The sequence below is a fragment of the Litoreibacter sp. genome (genome assembly GCF_039974535.1).
Taxonomy (GTDB): domain Bacteria; phylum Pseudomonadota; class Alphaproteobacteria; order Rhodobacterales; family Rhodobacteraceae; genus Litoreibacter.
In genome coordinates this window covers 25,839-44,108 of sequence record NZ_JBDWIU010000017.1, presented here as the reverse complement: position 1 = coordinate 44,108, position 18,270 = coordinate 25,839, and the positions used below count along the sequence as shown (strand labels likewise).

Sequence of the window (18,270 nt, the reverse complement as noted above, 5' to 3'; positions counted from 1 at the left end):
ATCGGCCATGGGGCGGGTGTTGGAAGCGGTTGACCGAAAGGCAATGTGCAAACAGATTTATTCCCATGCTTTGAAGGCACATCAATCAGGCTCCCTGACCCCATCGGAACTGCGTGCCGCCATCGGTGCTACGGCAGAAGGGTATCCATTTCCGACAAGTCTGGATCGCGACCCACCCGTTGGCGGTCTCGCTCCGGAAAGCCAGCAAGCCTACGTGTTGCGCGCACTTGGTGAGGAGGTTTCAGAAACCGATTTCAATGCTCATCTTGATATGATGACCGAAAAACAACGCGCTTGAAGCTATACCGCCTATCAAGAAACGGGATGAAAAATGACAATCCCGATGGTCTTGCTTCAGGGTAGTGCAGAGTTCGAAATTGTGACTGCAACGTGATCCAGAGCTAAATGTATTTCAAATCCATCATAAGGGATTTGAGCTGGCTCGATTGCTGTTCCGAAAGGTTGGGCAAAGGTGCGCGGGCCTGACCTAAATTCAGATTGGACCATGCAGACATCGCGCGAATGCATTGAGGCACGCCGTATTGGCGGAAGAAGACGAAAAGCGGCTCCATCTTTTTGTAGAGTGTGGCCGCTGCTGCATCCCCTGCCCGCAGTTGCTGGTGCAGCGTTACCATGTCGTCGTTGAAAAGCGGGTGGTATGCTGCTTCCCAGCCAATTGCCCCGTATTTGTAGCTTTCGCGAGCGACAAAATGCAGGCCAGTGTAGAGCGCGAAACGATCCCCCGTTAGGGCGATAATGTCGCGAACTCTGTGCGGGTCTCCGGTGGCGTCTTTTACGGAATCGATCCCATCTACCGCTGCAAGCTCTGCAATCATCTTTGGCGTCATGTCGTACCGCGTGGTCCGCGGAATATTGTAGAGCCGGATTGGAATATCAACGTTGTCAGAAACCGATTGGTAGTGCTGGATCACGTCTTGAAAATGAATGTCCGGCAGATAAGTTTGCATCTCGAGCATCAATGTAGACGCCCCGACTTTCTGAGCTTGATCCGCCCAATGGTTGACCTGCCGTGTTGAGAAGTCACCAACAGCCACATTCACGGGCACGCGCCCGTCGGTGGTATCACACACTGCCTTGGTGACCGCGAAACGTTCGGCCTCAGTAAGATAGACCCCTTCTGTCGTGCTTGCCACACATGTCACACCATCTGCACCGCCGGATATGATGGCGTCGGTGTAGCGTTCCAAAGTCGCGAAATCCACGTTCCCCGCCTCGTTGAAGGGGGTTATCAGGTAGCAATAAAGCCCGCCCTTTTGGCCAATCGTTTCAGGTGTCACAGGGTTCTCCTTAGTTGCAGGATGCAAGGCCTTAGGGAGACGGATTGCATCCTGCGTATCGCAGTTAGTTTGCAGGAAACTTGTCGCGATCTGAGCCGATTTCGACGGTTTCACCCGTTTCCGAGAATGTCCGGTTCACGTTTGCGCTGCCATAGATCACCATGGCGATGACCTCTTCATCGGTGTCATTGATCAACTCGTGTTGAACACCGGGGGAGATAAAGGTGGAATCGTATTTGCTGCAAAAGACTTCTTTGTCGCCGTCCAAAATGATCCGCATCGTGCCTTCAAGCACAGTGACCTGCTCTTCAGCATTGTGGATGTGAGGCGGAACAGCGCTTTTGGCGGGCATAACAGTGATGCCGGAATGCAGTGACCGCGCACCGATCTCTTTGCTGGCGATTGGTTGATTAACGATTCCAATACCCCGTGCAACCTGCGGCAGGTTTGCGTATTTCAGGTGGTTGATTGATTTGGGAGGGGCCATAGAATATCTCCTTCAGTTGGCATTTGAATTAAGTGCGCAGAAAGACAGCGCGTTAAGGTTTTTTGCGGTGCCCAATATGTTCATCGGAACCACAAGATCAGCGACGGTGAGAAGGCGATCACGAAGCAAACCACGATCAAGGCACCGAAGGCAGGAAATGCCTTGTGAGCAATGCGCATGAAGGGTTCTCCACTGACCGCTGAGGCCGCGAATAAATTGATCCCCACCGGCGGGGTGATGAAGCCAACCGATAAGGTCGTAACCACGAACACGCCGAAATGTACCGGATCAAATCCAAGCTGCTGCCCAATGGGGTAGAGGATCGGCATGATCACAAGGATCGCCGCGATAGGTTCCAACAAGCAACCTACGAGCAAGAGCATCAAGACAATCAGAACCACCGAAGTCACAGGGCCTGTTCCATATGAGGTGAACGCCTCAACAATCGCTCCGGGCACTCGAAGAACTGCCAGAACTTCAGCGAACAAGATCGAGAAAGCGATGATTGGTGCTAGAATACCCGTGGTTTTGGACGCGTTGAGAAAAATGCTTCCGATCTCTTTGAAGCTCACTTCGCGGACAATCACCAGCTCGACAACCATCACGTAGAACACCGCAACGGCTGCGGCCTCTGTGGGTGTAAAGAACCCCCCATAAATGCCACCGAGAATAACAAAGGGTGCGCCAAAACCATAGCGTGCGCGCCAGATCGCAGTTAACGCCTTCGAGCCTGAGAACGGCGTGCGCTCACTCGCACCCCAGCTTGAGAAAGAGCACACGATGTAGTTCGCAACACATAAGCTCAATGCGACCAACAAACCCGGTACTACGCCAGCGATGAACAAATCGCCCACCGAGGTGCCCGTCGCGATGCCATAGATGATAAATATCAAGCTTGGCGGCACGATCACGCCCAAGATACCGCCAGATGCTGCGAGCGAGGCCGCATAGCTCTTGTTGTATCCGCGGTCAGTCAAGGCTGGCACCATGATTTTGCCGATAGTAACTGTGTCAGCAGAACTTGACCCACTGGTGCCTGCAAAGAAGAAACACCCGAAGATAGTCGCCATCCCCAAGCCGCCTTTGAGCCACCCGACGAGCGCCTCGCCCAACCCGACGAGGTCACGAGCTATTCGGCCGCGAGAGATGATCTCTCCCGCCAAAATGAACAGTGGCAAGGCAAGCAGTGCCCAGCTGTCGAGGGAGGCAAACAATGTCGTGCTAAGGCTGCTCAATGAGTATGCGCCCGTCAGCAGCATCAGTGATAGCGACCCCATAGCGAGCACAATGAACAACGGCAGACCTATGACGAGGTGGATCAACATCAACACGATGACGATTGATGCGACTTGCATGTTACTGAGATCAATCACGCTGTAATCCCTCCATCAAATTCAGGTTTCGGGAAAAACCTCCGCTGCGCCCGTTGCAAAATTCGTATGATCATCAAGCCCCAACCAACTGGCAGTGCGAGTTGCGCCCATGACATATTCAACGGCAAAGCATGCATGCGAATGTTGGCCATCTGCTGGATGTTCATCAGCTTGATCGAGTAGTAGATCACCGCGATCGAGATTAGGATACAGAGGAAGTCACTGTATGTTTCCAGCGCCTTACGCCCCGTTGGTCCCAGCTTGTTTGGCAACAGGTCAATACGAATGTGCTCGTCATGACGAAAGGCTTCAGCGGCGGCGATATAGGCGAAATATACGAAGGAGTACCGCGCGGTCATCTCTCCCCAATTGGTTGAATGTGCGAAAAAGTACCGCATGAAAACTTCTGACAAGATGATCAGGAAGAAATACGCGTAGGCCGAGACGACCAATATCTTCACAAGGGATCCGTCGATAAAACGAACGAACCCGTTGCTGTGGGCTTCAGTTTGCATCTGGAAGGTTACTTTCACGAGGAGGCATATTTGGTGGCTGTCGCGGCGGGAAGGAATTAGCCCCCGCCGCGAAGGATATTAGCCTTGTAAGCTGACGACGGTATCTAACGCCTCGCGGCCGAACGCGTCTTTCAACTCGTCATATTCGCTGCGTTGGTGGCCCATTGCGGATACCCACTCGGACTTCTCATCGTCCGACAGCGTGATGACTTCGATGCCTGAGTCAGTCCAAAGTTTAACCATCTCTTCGTTAGCTGCCAGTTGCTGCTTGCGTTGGAATTCATAGCTTTCCGCACCCGCGCGCATGATGGCTGCTTGGATGTCATCAGGCAAAGCCGCGTACCAGTTACGATCCAGCACTGTGATGTGGCAGTTGAAGTTCAGCTCGTACATTGTCGCACTGCTCAACGTCTCGTAAATTTTGCTGGCGGTCAGGGGACCCAAGCCAACACTAAGGGCGTCAGCGGCGCCTTGTTGCATTGCTTGATAGGCTTCGCCCCATGCAATCGAGACAGGGTTGGCGGAGGTGAGGTTGAACATGACGTCTTCAACACGCGTACCGTTTGTACGGACTTTCAGGCCTTCCAAATCGCCTGGACTACGCACTGTACGGTCTACTTTGTTCGAAATGCCCAATACGCGGAAACCAGCGTTAGCCCACATGCCAGGAACCACTTGGAACCCACTGGACGCTGGTCGGCTGAGGAAATCAGAGTTGCGGAATTCTTCGGTTTGGATCGCGTTCTCGAAGGAATCATTCGAATTGAACAGGAATGGGAAATCGAGAATATTGTAGACTTCTGAGTAGTTTACAAAGTTACCAGTGGACAACTGGCATCCTTGCACCGCGCCTGTCAGGACCTTTTGTGGCAGAACATTTTGCCCGCCAAGGCTACCGGCCTCGTGGATATCGACTTCAAGCGCTCCGTTTGAATAGCGCTCAGCGGCTTCTTTGAACTGTGACAGGCCTGTAATCATATACTGTTCGGTCGCGGCGCCAAATGTATGGCCGAACGTCAATTTGTGATCTGCCGCAGCTCGTGCGGACGTAATGACAAACGGTGATGCAACCCCTGCTGTTGCAAAGGCTGTGCCAGTCTTGAGTAATTTTCTTCTCGTTAGCATTTTTTTCTCCCCAGGAAAGTGATGTGCCGCGCGACCTTCTCCGCCCCGCAGCAGTTCCATTGGTTGATATTCAGCATTCACTCATGATAATTTACATGATGTAATTAAATGTAGTTTTCGAAACAACCTCCTGTCAAGATAGTTTCTCCGGGAGTTACAGACGAAGCCGTAGAGCGCTGATAAGTGCCAATAAAATTAGCGTGATGCGATTTTTGAGTTCACGTAAGATTCGCAGATTTCAGCGAAGCAGAAAGAGTCATGCTCGTGGTTAGCCGTGATATGCACCCGAGAGGAAAAAATCATGAAGCGCTAAGTTTTCAGCGGCATCGCTATAGCTCGCGTCACTTACGATGATTTTGCTGGGCTGCAAATTCATCTCAGCCACAGCTTTTTCGTACCCTGCCCTCACGCCCTGCGAATACACCTGTGCACCCAGCACTGGCCCCGCTAGAACGATAACTTCTGGTGCAATCGCTGTCGTCAACGGAACAAGGTTTGCCCCCAATATGCACCCGCGGTCATAAAAAGTAGAGGCGATCGAGCCGGCATCTTGATTGGCAAGAGCAACGGCTTCTTGAATCATGGGACCGAATTCAACGCCGTTCCTTTTAACCGCTTCATTCGCCTTTAGAGCGCAACGCAAGATCGCACGACCAGACGTAAGATCACCTAACCTTTGCGCATTGTCGCCGTTTGACGGTGAGGCGGATATCTTGATGTCGTTGATCCACCCCTCATCTGCCAGACGTCTGACTATTCGACCACCCATGGCGATACTTGCGCCCATGCCTTCGGAAACGTGAGCCAAGAATACACAAGAGTGCTGCTCATCAACGACTTGATGCGTATCCATGAAGTGCCGGCACAAGGCATCGCCATTGTTCTCAACACGCACGTGGCACCCCAACCTCTCTGACAGGCGCTCCTCAATCGCGAATTCAGGCCAGTTCAACAAGACTGACTTCGTCAAAAAGCCAGATTGCAGGTTAATTGACCCTGGGATCGTCATTACCGCGCCAAGAATAAGTCGACGATCCAGCTTGTTGGCTGACACCAACCCGTCGATATATTTACCGACAAACTCTACGGTGTCGTGACCAGTGCAGGTCACGTGCTTAGGAATTTTAGTCTGCTCATGTTGCTGACCAGAGATGTCGATCACGGAAATCATCCTTGAAAAGGATGAAATGCTAATCGCAATGAGTAACCCGCCTTGCGGGTTGATGCACAGGGCCCTGCTGGGTCTGCCACGGTGGGTCCCATCTCGAGCAAGAGGGGTTTCGTGACATATACCGTCAGCGATCAGATCCTTGGATATACGAGACATTGTCGCCGGCGTTAGATCAAGGCGTTCGGCTAGTTCTTGTCGTGACACTGGACCGGGTCCACGTAACACCTGTAGTATCCGCGCCCTGTTACTGGTCCGAATGTTACGAAGATGTTGTCGCTTTATGGTTGGTGTATCTGACTTCAAGACGCCGCTCTTCTCTATGGGGAAGTCATGGCTTCCCTCGCCTATATTACATTATAGAGCGTGCGGCGGTATTCTAAAGGTCTGAGATTTAGATGATCAGCGCACAAGGCAATTGAATACCCTGTGCGCCGAATTTTTAATGTCTGGACCGAGATCTGTTACCAGACGGATAGGTATTGCGTTCCGTTCGCCTTTACTCCGTCAACGCGGTTGCAAACCCAACGCCGCCAAAGATGGTCAGGTTCGGAATGATATCGCAGTTGGAGCAGAGTTCAGGCAGCGAGAACCGCATGGACGCCATGCGTACGTTTGTTCCCAGAACGAAGTGTGCCTCTTTGGAATCTTGGGCAAACTCCATAACTTTAGATCCCGGCGTCCGGTCGATATGGGTGAAAGTATCCCCATATTCTTTGGTGAAGTTCGACAAAATGGAATCTTCACCAGTATCCGGCAAGCCTGCGAGAACAATGTTGATCTTCGGGTCAGCCATCGCCGCGCGGATTTCATCAGCCGTGTTCAGCGGGCCAACACCATCAGGCAGCGGGACATTGGTACGCACGACCGACATATTCAACGGGTAATACGCAGGGGAGATATCAGAGATACCTTTGCGACGCTTGTTGATAGCATATGCGCCACCAATCACGTCGTAACACCCGTTAACCTCGCGCCCTTCGGCTGTGCAATCGAGGTCATCAGATGTAGCCAGCCAGCGGTACATGTCATTGTTACCCGCAGAGTCTGTATATTCCACCCAATCCAACTTGATGTCCGTGTCGTAGTGATTGTTCAGCTTCTCAAGCATGATGTGCCAGTAATCGACCGACAGCCCTTCGGGGATGGATGCATCCGCCTCGCTAGGGATTGCCCATGGCGCGCCAACACCGATCCAACCGATGCGGAAACTCTTTGTGTTGAGAACATGGGACAGCAGTGAACCCTCGGTTGCCTCAGGGTATGGGTGGTCACGCGAGTTCACCAATGTCGGGTTAGACAAATCTGGTGCGGGCAGGCCGTATTTGGTGATGACGCCTGGGTAACGGTCGTCTTCAATAGCCTCTCCCATGGCGGCGACCATAGCAGCTTTTAGCTCCTGTTGTGCGACAGCAGGGGCCGCAAGTGCTAACATCATACCAACGGCGATGGATGCTTTCTTAAACATAATATTCCTCTCTATTTTTGACCTTGAGCCGGCGTTAGCCTCCCTCGCTCTGGTCTTCCTCCCCTTTGGTCTCATGGGACCAAACCCCCAAATCATCGCCGGACTGAATCCGCGAGTTTGGGTCTTCGACGAGTATGCACAGGCCCCTTCGAGTGGCCTCATCATAAGATATTCAAGCAATCATCAGGAAAAGTTGTGCTCCGCTTTGAGCCATGTTCCTGAGCCGATCGTCAAACAGTTCAATACACAATCAAGGCTGGGAAGACTGTGATCAGCACTGCAACGAACAACATGATTAGACCAAAGGGCATAGCCCCTAAGAATATGTCTCTTAATGATATTTCATCATCTGGGAGGCAGCTCTTAACCACAAATACCGCAATGCCCAATGGCGGTGTCAGCAACCCGATCTCGACGACAATGATAGACAAGACACCGAACCAAACGAGGTCCAACTGAAAGAACTCCAAGAGCGGAATAAAGATGGGAAGCACAATCAAGATGATCGAGACGGAATCAAGCAATGTTCCCAAGATGATTACAATCGCAATATAGACGCAGATCAGGGCCACGACACTAAACCCAGACGAGACAACCCAATTTTGCAATTCGGTTGGAACCCCAGACAGGCCTAGCATCGATGAATACATGCTGGCAGCGATGATCATGAAACAAATCGACGCCGTGACATGGCCAGTGTCGACGACGACTTTCCAGAACTTGCCCCATGTCATCCGGCGCTTGGCCAAGGTTAAGACCAAGGCACCTGCGGCGCCCACTGCACCAGACTCTGTCGGAGTAAATATCCCCCCGTAGATGCCACCGATAACGAGTATGACGAGGCCAACAATCGGGGCCAATAGCTTTAAGGCCGTTCCAACAGTCATGTGTTCGTCGGCTTCACTTTGGGCGGCCGCATGCCCTGCCCCAACCCACTCGGGTCGGTATTTACCGATGGCGAGAATGAACACCGCGTAGAAACCAGCCAAGATAAATCCCGGGATGATCGCGGCTACAAATAGGGATCCAACCGACACCTGTGCAATGAACGCATAGACGATCAGTAAGATACTCGGGGGTATCAGCATGCCCAAAACCGAGCTACCCGCAACGATCCCCACCGCGAGGCGCGGGTGATACCCGAAGCGGATCATTTCAGGGACCGCGACCTTGGTGAACACCGCAGCAGAGGCGATACTAACTCCGGTGATTGATGCGAAAACAGCGTTGGCCGCGATAGTGGCGACCCCAAGGCCGCCGCTAATTTTGCGGAATATAAAATTCGCCACCCCAAAGGTCTCACGCGCGATGTCGGATACAGAAACCAACAATCCCATCAAGACAAACAGGGGGATCACCGCAAACTCTTGGTTCGAAATGGTCTCGACAGATTTTTGGGTCAGTAAGAAGATCGCAATGTCGAAATTGCTGGTGATCATCCACGCCCCAACCAAGGAGATCAGGGTCAGGACGACGGGGATATACATGCCCAGAATGACGAAAAGCAGGATCAAACCTGTCGACAGAATCCCCATCTCTAGGCCGGTCATTGTTGGGATCCTTCCGCTGGTTGGGCCGTGACCATGGGCACTCCAAACAGGCGAGCCAGATGAACCAACGCATGGGTGATAAACAGCACGCACATCAGCGCCGACCCCATAGCGACACATAACTCCATCGGCCATGTTGGGGCGGTGAATGATCCTTGGTTTCCAAGATAGAACCCGCCACGCCACGCGTCCCAAAAGCGCTCGAACGCGCCGTTGGCGATAAAGTAAAACAGCAACGCGCCAGTGGTATCGAAGCACAGGTTCATGAAAGCGCCTACACGTGGATACTTGGCCACGATTGTATTGATCAAGACATCAGAGCGCATCAACTTCCCAGATCGCAACGTGTCTGCAATCTGTAGAAACACCAAAGATACTATGCCCAGTTCCGCCAGTTCGATCACCCCCGGAAGGGATGTCGCGAAAAGGTTGCGCCCGACGACATCCGCACAGATCAACACCATCATCACAATGATAATCATCGTCCCCAATGCGTTCATCGACGTCACCGCCATGCCAAGGCACCAGCTTAGTTTTTGAACGGCACGCCTAAGTAGCGGCTGTGGGGCTTGGGCGTCCGGAAGTGTCATGGCGCAACCTTATATTTAGTGTCTTAGTTGCGGTCCCAGTGGCGTGCGATGGGTTGATCCGCTTCGCGCATCAAATCCATATATGCCTTCAGGACTTGAGTTCCTGGAAGGCCATTGCCTTCAGCTGCTTGTGCCCATTCCTGCGCAATGTTGGGCAAAGTATCGGCCCATTCTTGACGTAGGTCTGCAGAGAGCTCGTGAATTGTGCCGCCTTGATCTACGCAAGCCTGACGACCTTTTGCATCGCCAGCAGTTGTCACTTCGGCCAAGCGATCCCCGTATAGCGGAGTTACTTCGCGGATGGCATTTTGGACCTCTTCGGGTAGCCCCTCGAACCACGGCTTGTTCGCGACCAGCGCGAAGTTTGAAACTGCGCCCATGTCAGCCGACAGGAAGTGTGGCGCGGCTTCGCAAAGTTTAAAGGCGCCGACTACATCAGCCCAGCCGACCAAAGCGTCTGACACGCCGCTGCTAACCTCTTGGTAGAAATTTGGTAACGCCGTTGGAACGCCAGTCGCCCCCAACCCTTCAAGCCAACGCAGGTTCAATCCAGCGCCTGAGACCTTGATACCTTCAAAGTCGTCGAGGTTGTCAATTGGATCGGTGGACAGCACGTTGTAAGATTTGATGGCCCCCATATGACCTAGAAACTCAAGGTTGAACTTCTCCCACCCCTCGCGCATTTCAGGGATCGAGAATGTGAGCTCGTCATTGATGCGCGACGTGACACCAAGATCGACGCTCACGAATGGGGTTACGTATGAAACGCTGGATAATGGCACCTTATCAGTGTGGAATGCGGTAACCACGAGACCAACTTGGCCGATGCCACGCTGAACACCCTCAAACTCGCCGCGTGGCTTAACCACAGTGCCAAAGGCTTCGGTATAGTTCAGCTTGTAGTTCCCAGTTTCAGCCAACCGCGCGTTCACTTCTGGCATCCAGAAGTCCTTGAGGTTTTTGATCCAAGCCGTCCGATCCGTGTAGCCAGACAGAACCGTGACATTGATGGTTTCTTGTGCTGAGACGCCTTGTGGAATCATGGTTCCTGCAGCGGCGAATGTTGCGGCCATAGCCAGCATGTGTTTGCGATTGGTTTTCATTTTTCCCTCCCTTTGGTGCCTAGCTGAGGTCATGAAAACGCAACTAAGCGTCTTCATTCATGCGAGGCACAAGCGCGCTTGCGCGCCATCACGGTAGCAGAGGTTAAACAGCCCAAGGCATTAGAAAGCGTTGTAGCCGCTATGAGGTTTTACCCAAGGCCGCCCATCAGATTTTTGGATATTACCTATGGTTTCATATTGATTGCTCTCGCCGCTTCTGCAGCGCTAAATCGCTAGCAAGACAGACATCTATTTCGACGCAGATTGGACCAGATCAATGAAACCACTCCCCAAAATTATGGTTGCACCAAACGGGGCGCGACACACGAAATCTGATCATCCTGCCCTGCCTGTCACCGATGTAGAGGTGGTTGAAACTGCGATTGCCTGTCAGGCCGCTGGCGCAGATGGCATCCATGTGCATATTCGCGACGCGGGCGGAAAACACGAGATCGATACAGGGCATTACCGCGCCATTCTTGATCAGTTGCACGACGCCACTCCTGATATGTATCATCAGGTCACCTCAGAATCCGCGGAACGATATACCGGCGCCGAACAGCGCGCGATGATGCGCGATCTGGTTCCGGCGCATGTGTCTGTCGCGGTGCGCGAAATGGTCCGCCAAGACTCCGATTGGGGTGAAGCGCAGGAATTTTACGAATGGGCACTCGCATCCAAAGTCGACATTCAGCACATCCTTTACTCTCCCGACGAAGTACGGGGCTTTGTGTCCGCCCTAGATAAAGGGTTGGTTCCAGGTAAGTCTCATCTGATCCAACTGGTGCAAGGGACCTACGCACATGGCTCCGAGGGTCAAACAGCGTTGAGCGACTATCTGGCCGAATTGGACAAGGCTGATGGAATGACGTTTGACTGGATGCTCTGCGCGTTTGGTACCGATGAGACCGACAATCTAGCACGAGCCGCAAAACACGGCGGCAAGGCGCGCGTTGGGTTCGAAAATTCTTTTTGGAACAAAGACGGATCCCTCGCAGACGACAACGCTATGCGCGTGCGCGAAGTTGCCGCCGCACTACAGAACTAGCTGGAGCGAGGGGGGAGGAAGGGGCTAGAGCAGCCCCTTCAAAACAGTCGTAAATGTGCTCATTTGATCGTCCGTAAAATCGCCGAAAGCGTCATCCGCATGCGCGCTAGCAACTTCCCAGCATTCAGCGGCTTTGTCTTGGCCAGCTTGTGTCAGCGCCAAGACACCGTCCTGCTTTACGATCATGCCACGATTGGACAAGTTCACCACGGCTTCATTCACTTCCTGAAACGGAGTGTTAACATGGATAGACAACTGTTCTTCGTTCAGGCCTGAAATATCACTCAAAACCAGAAGGCTGCGCGACTCGATTAGGTTCACATCCAGAGCGGTCACTTTTGGTTGGTACCGATCTTGATACGCACGAATTGCGCGCAGCATCATGAAGAATTTGTGGTTTCCCATGCGCCCGTCACTTGGCACATTGTCGACATCGATCGTCTGTTTTGACCCAGTCCCAGGATGGCTAAATACCATCGAGTAAGACCCTTGATGGAAGCACAATGGCGCACGACCGAAGTCGTCAAACTCAACCACTTTACCTACGAAGATCCAGTGGTCGCCACCATCTAGCTTGTCATAAGTCTCGCATTGAAAACGACCGGCGCAATTCGGGAAGATCGGAGCGCCGCCTAGGCCTTCTTCCCAGTCAAATCCTGCGAATTTGTCATCTTGCTGGCGCGCAAAATGGTTCGACATGTCCATCTGATCAGACGCCAGAATGTTCACCGCAAAGTGCGAGGCATTCTCGAAAGCAACGCAACTACGCGCCTCTTTCATGCTGCTCCACAAAACCAACGGCGGGTCCATAGACAGCGAGTTAAAGCTGCTGGCTGTTACGCCGACCTTTTCCCCGTCAGGACCTACCGTGGTGATGATTGTCACCCCTGTCGCAAAGTTGCCAAGTGCCCGGCGGAAGGCCTTTGGATCGAAGGCGGCGTCATTTGCGGAATTGGTCATGGTTACATCCTGATAATTGAGGATCGGGTCGCTGCGTCCGGTAAAAACGCAGCGACCCGGTATTTTTGTTTAGGCTTCGGTCAATGTCGATTCTGAGTAAGCAGGTTCTGCCTTGGTCGCCTCGTTCAGGATCGGCATGACCTTTTCAGCCATCAAGATCATGCTTTCGCGGCCCAAATCGTAGTCCGTCCAATCATGGCCAGCGTAGACCAAATGTTTGAATGGACCGGTGGCTTCGCGGAATTCTAGGATTTGATCCGCCACAGATTCAGGATCACCATGGATAATCAGACGGTCCAAAACGTATTCCAGCGTCACATCATCATCCGGCATGTTCTGGTCTTCTTTGAACAGGTTCAAGCGGCCGCCCTTGCGCAGCTTGGTGTACAGTTGGCTGTAGTACAAAACATAAGGGCTGCCCGGATCGCGGGCATATGCACGCGCAGTTTCTTGATCCTTGGCCACACAAATGTTCTTCGCCACGCGCCAGTCATCATAAGACGCGATAAGGCCGCCCTCTTTGCAGCCCTCTGCATAGTTTGGCCAATGGGTTGCCGCCCACTTAGGCAACAAGAAGTTCGCTGTGATCGGTTGCCAGCCACGGGCCGCCATGGCGGTCACACCTTTAGAGAATGGCGCAACTGCTGTGCCGATGATTGGCGGGTGCGGCGCTTGAAACGGCTTAATGACTTCGCCTTGTCCGATTTCTGGCATCATCGTATTTTCGGTAGAGATGTCCCAGAATTCACCCTTAAGATTGTAGGGTGCCTCGCCAGCCCAGATGTCCAACACCATGTTGATGCTTTCTAGGAACATTGCGTTGCGGTCGCGCTTGAGGTTTCCGAAGATCTCTGCGTCTGACATCAAGCCGCCAGGCGAGATGCCGAAATTCAAACGGCCTTCGAGCATATGGTCCAACATCGCGACCTCAGCCGCAACCCGAGCTGGGTGCGAGTTCGGCATGTTAACAGTACCCGTGCCAAGGCGAATGTTCTTGGTCTCATAGGCAAGGCTGGCAAGAAACGCGACCGTGGAGGTGATGATTTCGGCCTGATCAGTGGTGTGTTCACCGCAATAGGCTTCAGCGAAACCCAACTTATCGGCCAGCAGAAATGCCTCGCGATCCTCATTCAAACTTTGAACGATAGGTTTTCCAACTGGGTGGATCGGCATTGTAAAAAATGACAGCTTCATGGTGACTCCTCGGCTTCCAATTCAGTTTGGAGCAAGCGAAATCAAAGCAAAACTGATAGTTTTTGATGCTGCCTATCTAATTAGTTGATGGCTGGATGTCGGGAAGGTTGTCGACGTCCATCTGAAGGCCAGAGACATGATCTCGCTGGCATTCAGATCAGTTAATAACGCCCTGTACTTTCCAGTATAAAAGTTGATACCTTGCTCCAAATAGAAGTTGATCGGACAAGACATGTTGAAAATTCAACAGCTCAAATTTTTTGTAGCCGTCTATGAAGAAGGTTCATTCTCAGCGGGTGCCATTCGCGTGAATGCTACGCAATCTGGGCTGTCCATGCATGTTCGGCAGTTGGAAGAACGCTACGGTGTCACTTTGCTGAATCGCAGCTCTACCGGAGCGGAGCCAACTGAAGCTGGCCGCACGTTTTACAAAATGGCTTTGGAAACGCTGAATGCTGCGGCCCGCGCGGAAGAAACGTTGAAAGAACTGTCTGGCGCAGTCTCGGGTCAAATTGATGTGGGCTTAATGCCTACTTTTACCGGCTCCATTCTCAGCGCAACTTTGCTGCGCTTCGCACAGGAATACAAACACGTGCGCGTGTCGATCCATGAAGCGTATTCCGCGAATCTGTCTGAACAAGTCGCAGAAGGCCTGCTGGATTTTGCTGTCGTGCCCGCTCACTCAAGTGAGCACGGGCTGGACACATTCAGCATGGCCAAGGACCGTGAGTGTCTGGTTTGCTCAAGCAGCAACGAGATATTAGGCGATGTGAAGAACGGGCTAAAGAACCTGCCTCCTTTACGCATAGTATTGCCGGCTAAGGTCAACTCACGTCGCCCGCGCATTGAGCAATATCTTCAGCTCAACGGTATCAAAGTTGCCGAAACGATGGAGCTGGACGCCATGTTGGGGACGTTGGACATGGTGGCTAATTCTGAATGGGTTTCAATCCTACCCAGCATTCTTGGCCGTGCGGATCGCGACGGGATCACTCGGAAGTTTACTCCTCTGTCTGACCCACCTTTGGACGTCGAATACATGCGGGTTTCACACAAAGCACGCCCGCTAAACCGCGCTGCCCAAGCCTTCTTGGATACACTCCAAGAGGAATTGGAAAACGCGTTAGATCACGGCTAGGTTTACAAAAGGCTCTGCGGTAGCCAGTTGGCCAGACCTGGGAAAACAACAACCAAGATCGCAACGGCCAGGATCATAATCCAAAACGGGATTGCCCCACGGAAGATCATTCCCAGCGTGACGCTGTCGTCGGGCACCGCCGCTTTGACGGTAAATATCAGTAACCCAAAGGGCGGCGTAAGTAGTCCCGCTTCGATGACCAAAATCCCAAAGATCGCAAATGCCAGCTGATCAATACCGATAGAGGCCGCGATTGGTGCGAAGATTGGGACGGTCAGAAGGATGATCGACGTGGAGTCGATGAACATGCCCAAGATCAACCAGATCGTGAACAGCATAAGCATAATGATGAGGGGGCTATCGCTGATTGAAAGGATAGAGCCGTTGATAATAGTCACCGCGCCGCCCATCGCCAGAAAGCGAGAGTACATATGTGCGGCAATCAACAAGATCATGATCGGTGCAGTTGTTTTACCAGCGCGGAAGATCGCATCCAGTAAATCGGTGCGGCGCATCCCCTTGATGAGACCCACGGTCAAGGCTCCGATTGCGCCAAAGCCAGCAGCTTCGGTGGGTGTCAAGAATCCACCCCAGATACCGCCGATAACCACCATGATCAGGCCTATGATAGACAGGCTGCTGATCAGCTCTGAGCGGCGCTGCGCCGGTGTCACTGACTCGAAGTCAGCTGGTGAGCACTGCGGTGCCATCTCAGGGTACATTTTTGCCCCGATGATGCAGTAAGCGACGAAAAAGCCCGACAACAACAGACCAGGAACCAAGCCCGCAATGAACAACGCGCCGATTGAGATCTCGGTGAGAACCGCCCAGATGATCATCAGAATCGACGGTGGGATCAACATCCCCAAGCACGCGCTGCCCGCAACGACGCCCAACGCAAAACTCTTCTTATACCCAAGCGCCACCATCTCTGGGTAGGCCAAGCGAGAGAACGTCGCCGCCGACGCAATTGAGACGCCGGTGATCGCGGCGAAGATCGCGTTTCCCGAAACTGTAGCAACCGCCAAGCAGCCGGGCACCTTCATGAACGCGCGGTTACATATCGTATATATATCCTTGGCGGCCCCCGATCGACTGATGAACTCCCCCATCAAGACAAACAGCGGAATGACGATGAAGATGTCTTTGCGCAAAGCTTCATAAGCGGTGCCTGATAGCACAGAGAGTGCAATGTCGACGCTACCCAACATAAGGTAGACGCCAAAGGCACTCGCCACGCCGAGGGCGACGGCGACGTGTACTCCGAGAAATACCAGCAACATGAGCACGGCAAGAAAGCTGAAGATAAGTGTCGTCATTTGGGGCTCCGGTAAGTGATCCGCTCAGATGCAGGCTGTGGAATTAGGAATTGGTGAGGGTTTCGTCTTGGCCTAGAGTGCCAGACCAATCTGCGATCAACATCGACAGATAAGCGAAAGCCGCGAAGGCCGATGTGGCTACCATCAAGAAGCGGATTGGCCATGTGTAGATACGCAACGATCCCTCGCCTTCGTACTCGTTCAGACGCATGGCCTCAAAGGCCTCGGGTAGCGCGGCATATGCGATGGCTCCGAACAAACCAAGCCCAAGTGCATATGTCAGGGTGCGTAGGATGCGTTGGGCAAAGGGAGGAAGCGCTTCCGTTAGCAGCGTCGTTCGCAACATAGAGCCCGAGAAGATGGCTAGAGGGATTTGTAAGAACGTCACCATAATTACAGAGTTCTGCAATATCTCCTTGGTGCCAGGCAGTGGCGCAAGGAACAGAACACGGCCGAACACATCTATCAAGATGACCAGTGCCAGAATGAAGACCCAGACCGATGACAAGATATGGATCAGTCGAGCGGCTGCGACCATATTTCCGAATCTCATATGAAATCCCTTTCGATGACGAATTTCTTGATAGCGTAAGGCTTCACGGTATTTCGCGCAATAAAACATTTATCAATCGATAAATATTTACTAGAGTTGTGGTGTCAAAGGGCCCGCACTTCGTTTGCGCGCATCATTTGTTGCAAGAAATAAAGGGCAAACGCCCGTTGGGAGGACTAATGAAACTGTCGCTTAACTTTGCCGTGATTCCCACAATCGCCGCACTTTTATCCACTGCGGTACCCGCAGCCGCCGACACATTTACGTTACGAATAGGCTCGGGACACCCGAAAGGCCCCGCCCCTTACGTGACAACAATGTCCGATTTTTTCGCTGTTGAGGTGAACCGTCGTGTTGCTGAGGAGACCGAGCACGAAGTCGAATTTATTGAAGCCTACGGTGGCGCGATCGCTGGCGTTGCAGATACCCTCGAGTCTGTTCAACAGGGTATTCTCGACATTGGCGGCTTCTGCATCTGCTTCGAGCCATCCAAAATGTTCCTACACAACTTCCCTTACTATATGGCATTCGGCCCGCAGGACTCGTCCGACGCGATTACTGCAGCGCGCATGGTATATGACGAAAACCCTTGGCTGTCCGAAGTGATGGTTGAAGAATTCGACCAAGTAAACTTGGGATTGGGCGTCTGGGACAACTACCACCTAGGCACCAAGGACCCGTGGGACACTGTAGAAGATCTCAAGGGTATTAAAATCGGCGGCGCTGGCCCGAACTTGCCTTGGCTGGAATACGTAGATGCAATTCCTGTGCAATCAACCCTGCCAGAGGGCTACCTTGCCTTGCAAACTGGCGTCTACACTGGCTGGTTGATGGTTCCATCAGCCTATAACGGCTTCAAATTCTACGAGCCTGCACCCTATTATACCTTGATCGGGTTTGGCGCGATGCCAGTCATCATGATGACAATGAACGAGAAAAAGCTCGCATCCCTTCCTGAAGACGTCCGCAAGATCATCCTTGAAGTGGGCGCAGAATGGGAAGCCGCAAACGGTGCTAAAATGGACCAGGTGCAAGCCTTCGGCCTGAACGCTCTGAAAGAAAACGGCGCTACACTCAGAACACTTCCTGAAGAAGTTCGCGCTGAATGGGCCTCAAGCCTCGCAGATTTCCCACGTCAGCAAATGGCAGAATCCATTTCTCGTGGTGAGCCCGCACTAGAGGTTATGCAGGGTTATCTTGATGCAGCCACCGCGGTTGGTCACAAGTGGCCTGTCGTTTACGACCTGAAGTAATCACCGCTCTGGCGGCCTGACATTAGTCGGGCCGCCAGCTTGATCTTGGCAGGCCTCTCAACAAAGTTGATAGCCCTCCGCATCTTTTGTTGTTTTTATTGACTGCCTCACTGCCTCTAACTTTAGAG

The 18,270-nt window shown here is 52.6% G+C and carries 17 protein-coding genes and 1 pseudogene; 4 read left to right on the top strand and 14 right to left on the bottom strand.

Annotated features, from left to right (window positions below; all coding sequences use genetic code 11):
* A pseudogene (locus ABJN86_RS17175) lies at positions 1-298 on the top strand (phytanoyl-CoA dioxygenase); the annotation flags it as partial.
* Between the two features lie 103 nt (positions 299-401).
* On the opposite strand, the gene ABJN86_RS17170 reads toward ABJN86_RS17175, so the two are convergent.
* The 10 genes from ABJN86_RS17170 to ABJN86_RS17125 all read right to left on the bottom strand — a co-directional run bounded on the left by ABJN86_RS17170 (position 402) and on the right by ABJN86_RS17125 (position 10,677).
* Positions 402-1,298, bottom strand: coding sequence for a dihydrodipicolinate synthase family protein (locus ABJN86_RS17170; protein WP_348377798.1), 897 nt, complete (start codon positions 1,296-1,298; stop codon positions 402-404).
* A 64-nt stretch (positions 1,299-1,362) separates the two neighbouring features.
* Entirely contained in the window at positions 1,363-1,785 is a 423-nt protein-coding gene (locus ABJN86_RS17165; protein ID WP_348377797.1) for a cupin domain-containing protein, read from the bottom strand.
* A gap of 80 nt (positions 1,786-1,865) precedes the next feature.
* A complete protein-coding gene (locus ABJN86_RS17160) occupies positions 1,866-3,158 on the bottom strand; it encodes a TRAP transporter large permease (RefSeq protein ID WP_348377796.1) in 1,293 nt (430 codons plus the stop codon).
* On the bottom strand, positions 3,155-3,673 hold the full coding sequence (locus ABJN86_RS17155; RefSeq protein WP_348377795.1) for a TRAP transporter small permease: 519 nt from the start codon (positions 3,671-3,673) through the stop codon (positions 3,155-3,157). Before ABJN86_RS17155 ends, ABJN86_RS17160 begins: the two co-directional genes overlap by 4 nt.
* 78 nt (positions 3,674-3,751) lie before the next feature.
* The gene (locus ABJN86_RS17150; RefSeq protein ID WP_348377793.1) at positions 3,752-4,798 is read right to left on the bottom strand and encodes a TRAP transporter substrate-binding protein; all 1,047 of its coding nucleotides are present in this window, start codon (positions 4,796-4,798) and stop codon (positions 3,752-3,754) included.
* Between the two features lie 268 nt (positions 4,799-5,066).
* Entirely contained in the window at positions 5,067-5,960 is an 894-nt protein-coding gene (locus ABJN86_RS17145) for an ROK family protein (RefSeq protein WP_348377791.1), read from the bottom strand.
* 505 nt (positions 5,961-6,465) lie between these two features.
* Positions 6,466-7,434: a hypothetical protein gene (locus ABJN86_RS17140; protein WP_348377790.1), complete on the bottom strand. Its 969-nt coding sequence runs from the start codon at positions 7,432-7,434 to the stop codon at positions 6,466-6,468.
* A 239-nt stretch (positions 7,435-7,673) separates the two neighbouring features.
* Positions 7,674-8,984 carry a TRAP transporter large permease gene (locus tag ABJN86_RS17135; protein ID WP_348377789.1) on the bottom strand — a complete coding sequence of 437 codons (1,311 nt, stop codon included), beginning with the start codon at positions 8,982-8,984 and terminating at the stop codon, positions 7,674-7,676.
* Positions 8,981-9,574 carry a TRAP transporter small permease gene (locus ABJN86_RS17130; protein WP_348377787.1) on the bottom strand — a complete coding sequence of 198 codons (594 nt, stop codon included), beginning with the start codon at positions 9,572-9,574 and terminating at the stop codon, positions 8,981-8,983. Before ABJN86_RS17130 ends, ABJN86_RS17135 begins: the two co-directional genes overlap by 4 nt.
* Positions 9,575-9,597: 23 nt before the next feature.
* Positions 9,598-10,677, bottom strand: a complete 1,080-nt coding sequence (locus ABJN86_RS17125) for a C4-dicarboxylate TRAP transporter substrate-binding protein (protein ID WP_348377785.1) — start codon at positions 10,675-10,677, stop codon at positions 9,598-9,600.
* A 277-nt stretch (positions 10,678-10,954) separates the two neighbouring features.
* On the opposite strand from ABJN86_RS17125, the gene ABJN86_RS17120 reads away from it, so the two are divergent.
* Entirely contained in the window at positions 10,955-11,725 is a 771-nt protein-coding gene (locus ABJN86_RS17120; RefSeq protein ID WP_348377784.1) for a 3-keto-5-aminohexanoate cleavage protein, read from the top strand.
* A 24-nt stretch (positions 11,726-11,749) separates the two neighbouring features.
* Here ABJN86_RS17120 and ABJN86_RS17115 read toward each other — a convergent pair whose 3' ends face one another.
* Both ABJN86_RS17115 and ABJN86_RS17110 read right to left on the bottom strand, forming a co-directional pair.
* Positions 11,750-12,685 carry a p-hydroxyphenylacetate 3-hydroxylase reductase component gene (locus ABJN86_RS17115; protein WP_348377783.1) on the bottom strand — a complete coding sequence of 312 codons (936 nt, stop codon included), beginning with the start codon at positions 12,683-12,685 and terminating at the stop codon, positions 11,750-11,752.
* 69 nt (positions 12,686-12,754) lie between these two features.
* Positions 12,755-13,879, bottom strand: a complete 1,125-nt coding sequence (locus ABJN86_RS17110; RefSeq protein WP_348377782.1) for an LLM class flavin-dependent oxidoreductase — start codon at positions 13,877-13,879, stop codon at positions 12,755-12,757.
* Positions 13,880-14,111: 232 nt separating this feature from the next.
* Here ABJN86_RS17110 and ABJN86_RS17105 point away from each other — a divergent pair, with 232 nt between their 5' ends.
* Positions 14,112-15,017, top strand: coding sequence for a LysR family transcriptional regulator (locus ABJN86_RS17105; protein WP_348377780.1), 906 nt, complete (start codon positions 14,112-14,114; stop codon positions 15,015-15,017).
* A gap of 2 nt (positions 15,018-15,019) precedes the next feature.
* Here the strand turns inward: ABJN86_RS17105 and ABJN86_RS17100 are convergent, their stop codons facing one another.
* Both ABJN86_RS17100 and ABJN86_RS17095 read right to left on the bottom strand, forming a co-directional pair.
* Positions 15,020-16,336 (bottom strand): TRAP transporter large permease, encoded by a 1,317-nt coding sequence (locus ABJN86_RS17100; RefSeq protein WP_348377778.1) that lies wholly within the window; start codon positions 16,334-16,336, stop codon positions 15,020-15,022.
* A 43-nt stretch (positions 16,337-16,379) separates the two neighbouring features.
* Positions 16,380-16,889 carry a TRAP transporter small permease gene (locus tag ABJN86_RS17095; protein ID WP_348377777.1) on the bottom strand — a complete coding sequence of 170 codons (510 nt, stop codon included), beginning with the start codon at positions 16,887-16,889 and terminating at the stop codon, positions 16,380-16,382.
* A gap of 179 nt (positions 16,890-17,068) precedes the next feature.
* Between ABJN86_RS17095 and ABJN86_RS17090 the strand changes: the two genes are divergently transcribed.
* Positions 17,069-18,142 carry a C4-dicarboxylate TRAP transporter substrate-binding protein gene (locus ABJN86_RS17090; RefSeq protein ID WP_348377775.1) on the top strand — a complete coding sequence of 358 codons (1,074 nt, stop codon included), beginning with the start codon at positions 17,069-17,071 and terminating at the stop codon, positions 18,140-18,142.
* Positions 18,143-18,270: the final 128 nt, after the last annotated feature.

What these genes read in the sequence shown, in the direction of transcription:
- ABJN86_RS17135 (WP_348377789.1), bottom strand. Translation starts at nt 8,984, where the DNA reads ATGACCGGCCTAGAGATGGGGATTCTGTCGACAGGTTTGATCCTGCTT.
- ABJN86_RS17115 (WP_348377783.1), bottom strand. Translation starts at nt 12,685, where the DNA reads ATGACCAATTCCGCAAATGACGCCGCCTTCGATCCAAAGGCCTTCCGC.
- ABJN86_RS17125 (WP_348377785.1), bottom strand. Translation starts at nt 10,677, where the DNA reads ATGAAAACCAATCGCAAACACATGCTGGCTATGGCCGCAACATTCGCC.
- ABJN86_RS17140 (WP_348377790.1), bottom strand. Translation starts at nt 7,434, where the DNA reads ATGTTTAAGAAAGCATCCATCGCCGTTGGTATGATGTTAGCACTTGCG.
- ABJN86_RS17100 (WP_348377778.1), bottom strand. Translation starts at nt 16,336, where the DNA reads ATGACGACACTTATCTTCAGCTTTCTTGCCGTGCTCATGTTGCTGGTA.
- ABJN86_RS17110 (WP_348377782.1), bottom strand. Translation starts at nt 13,879, where the DNA reads ATGAAGCTGTCATTTTTTACAATGCCGATCCACCCAGTTGGAAAACCT.
- ABJN86_RS17095 (WP_348377777.1), bottom strand. Translation starts at nt 16,889, where the DNA reads ATGAGATTCGGAAATATGGTCGCAGCCGCTCGACTGATCCATATCTTG.
- ABJN86_RS17105 (WP_348377780.1), top strand. Translation starts at nt 14,112, where the DNA reads ATGTTGAAAATTCAACAGCTCAAATTTTTTGTAGCCGTCTATGAAGAA.
- ABJN86_RS17150 (WP_348377793.1), bottom strand. Translation starts at nt 4,798, where the DNA reads ATGCTAACGAGAAGAAAATTACTCAAGACTGGCACAGCCTTTGCAACA.
- ABJN86_RS17155 (WP_348377795.1), bottom strand. Translation starts at nt 3,673, where the DNA reads ATGCAAACTGAAGCCCACAGCAACGGGTTCGTTCGTTTTATCGACGGA.
- ABJN86_RS17165 (WP_348377797.1), bottom strand. Translation starts at nt 1,785, where the DNA reads ATGGCCCCTCCCAAATCAATCAACCACCTGAAATACGCAAACCTGCCG.
- ABJN86_RS17120 (WP_348377784.1), top strand. Translation starts at nt 10,955, where the DNA reads ATGAAACCACTCCCCAAAATTATGGTTGCACCAAACGGGGCGCGACAC.
- ABJN86_RS17090 (WP_348377775.1), top strand. Translation starts at nt 17,069, where the DNA reads ATGAAACTGTCGCTTAACTTTGCCGTGATTCCCACAATCGCCGCACTT.
- ABJN86_RS17130 (WP_348377787.1), bottom strand. Translation starts at nt 9,574, where the DNA reads ATGACACTTCCGGACGCCCAAGCCCCACAGCCGCTACTTAGGCGTGCC.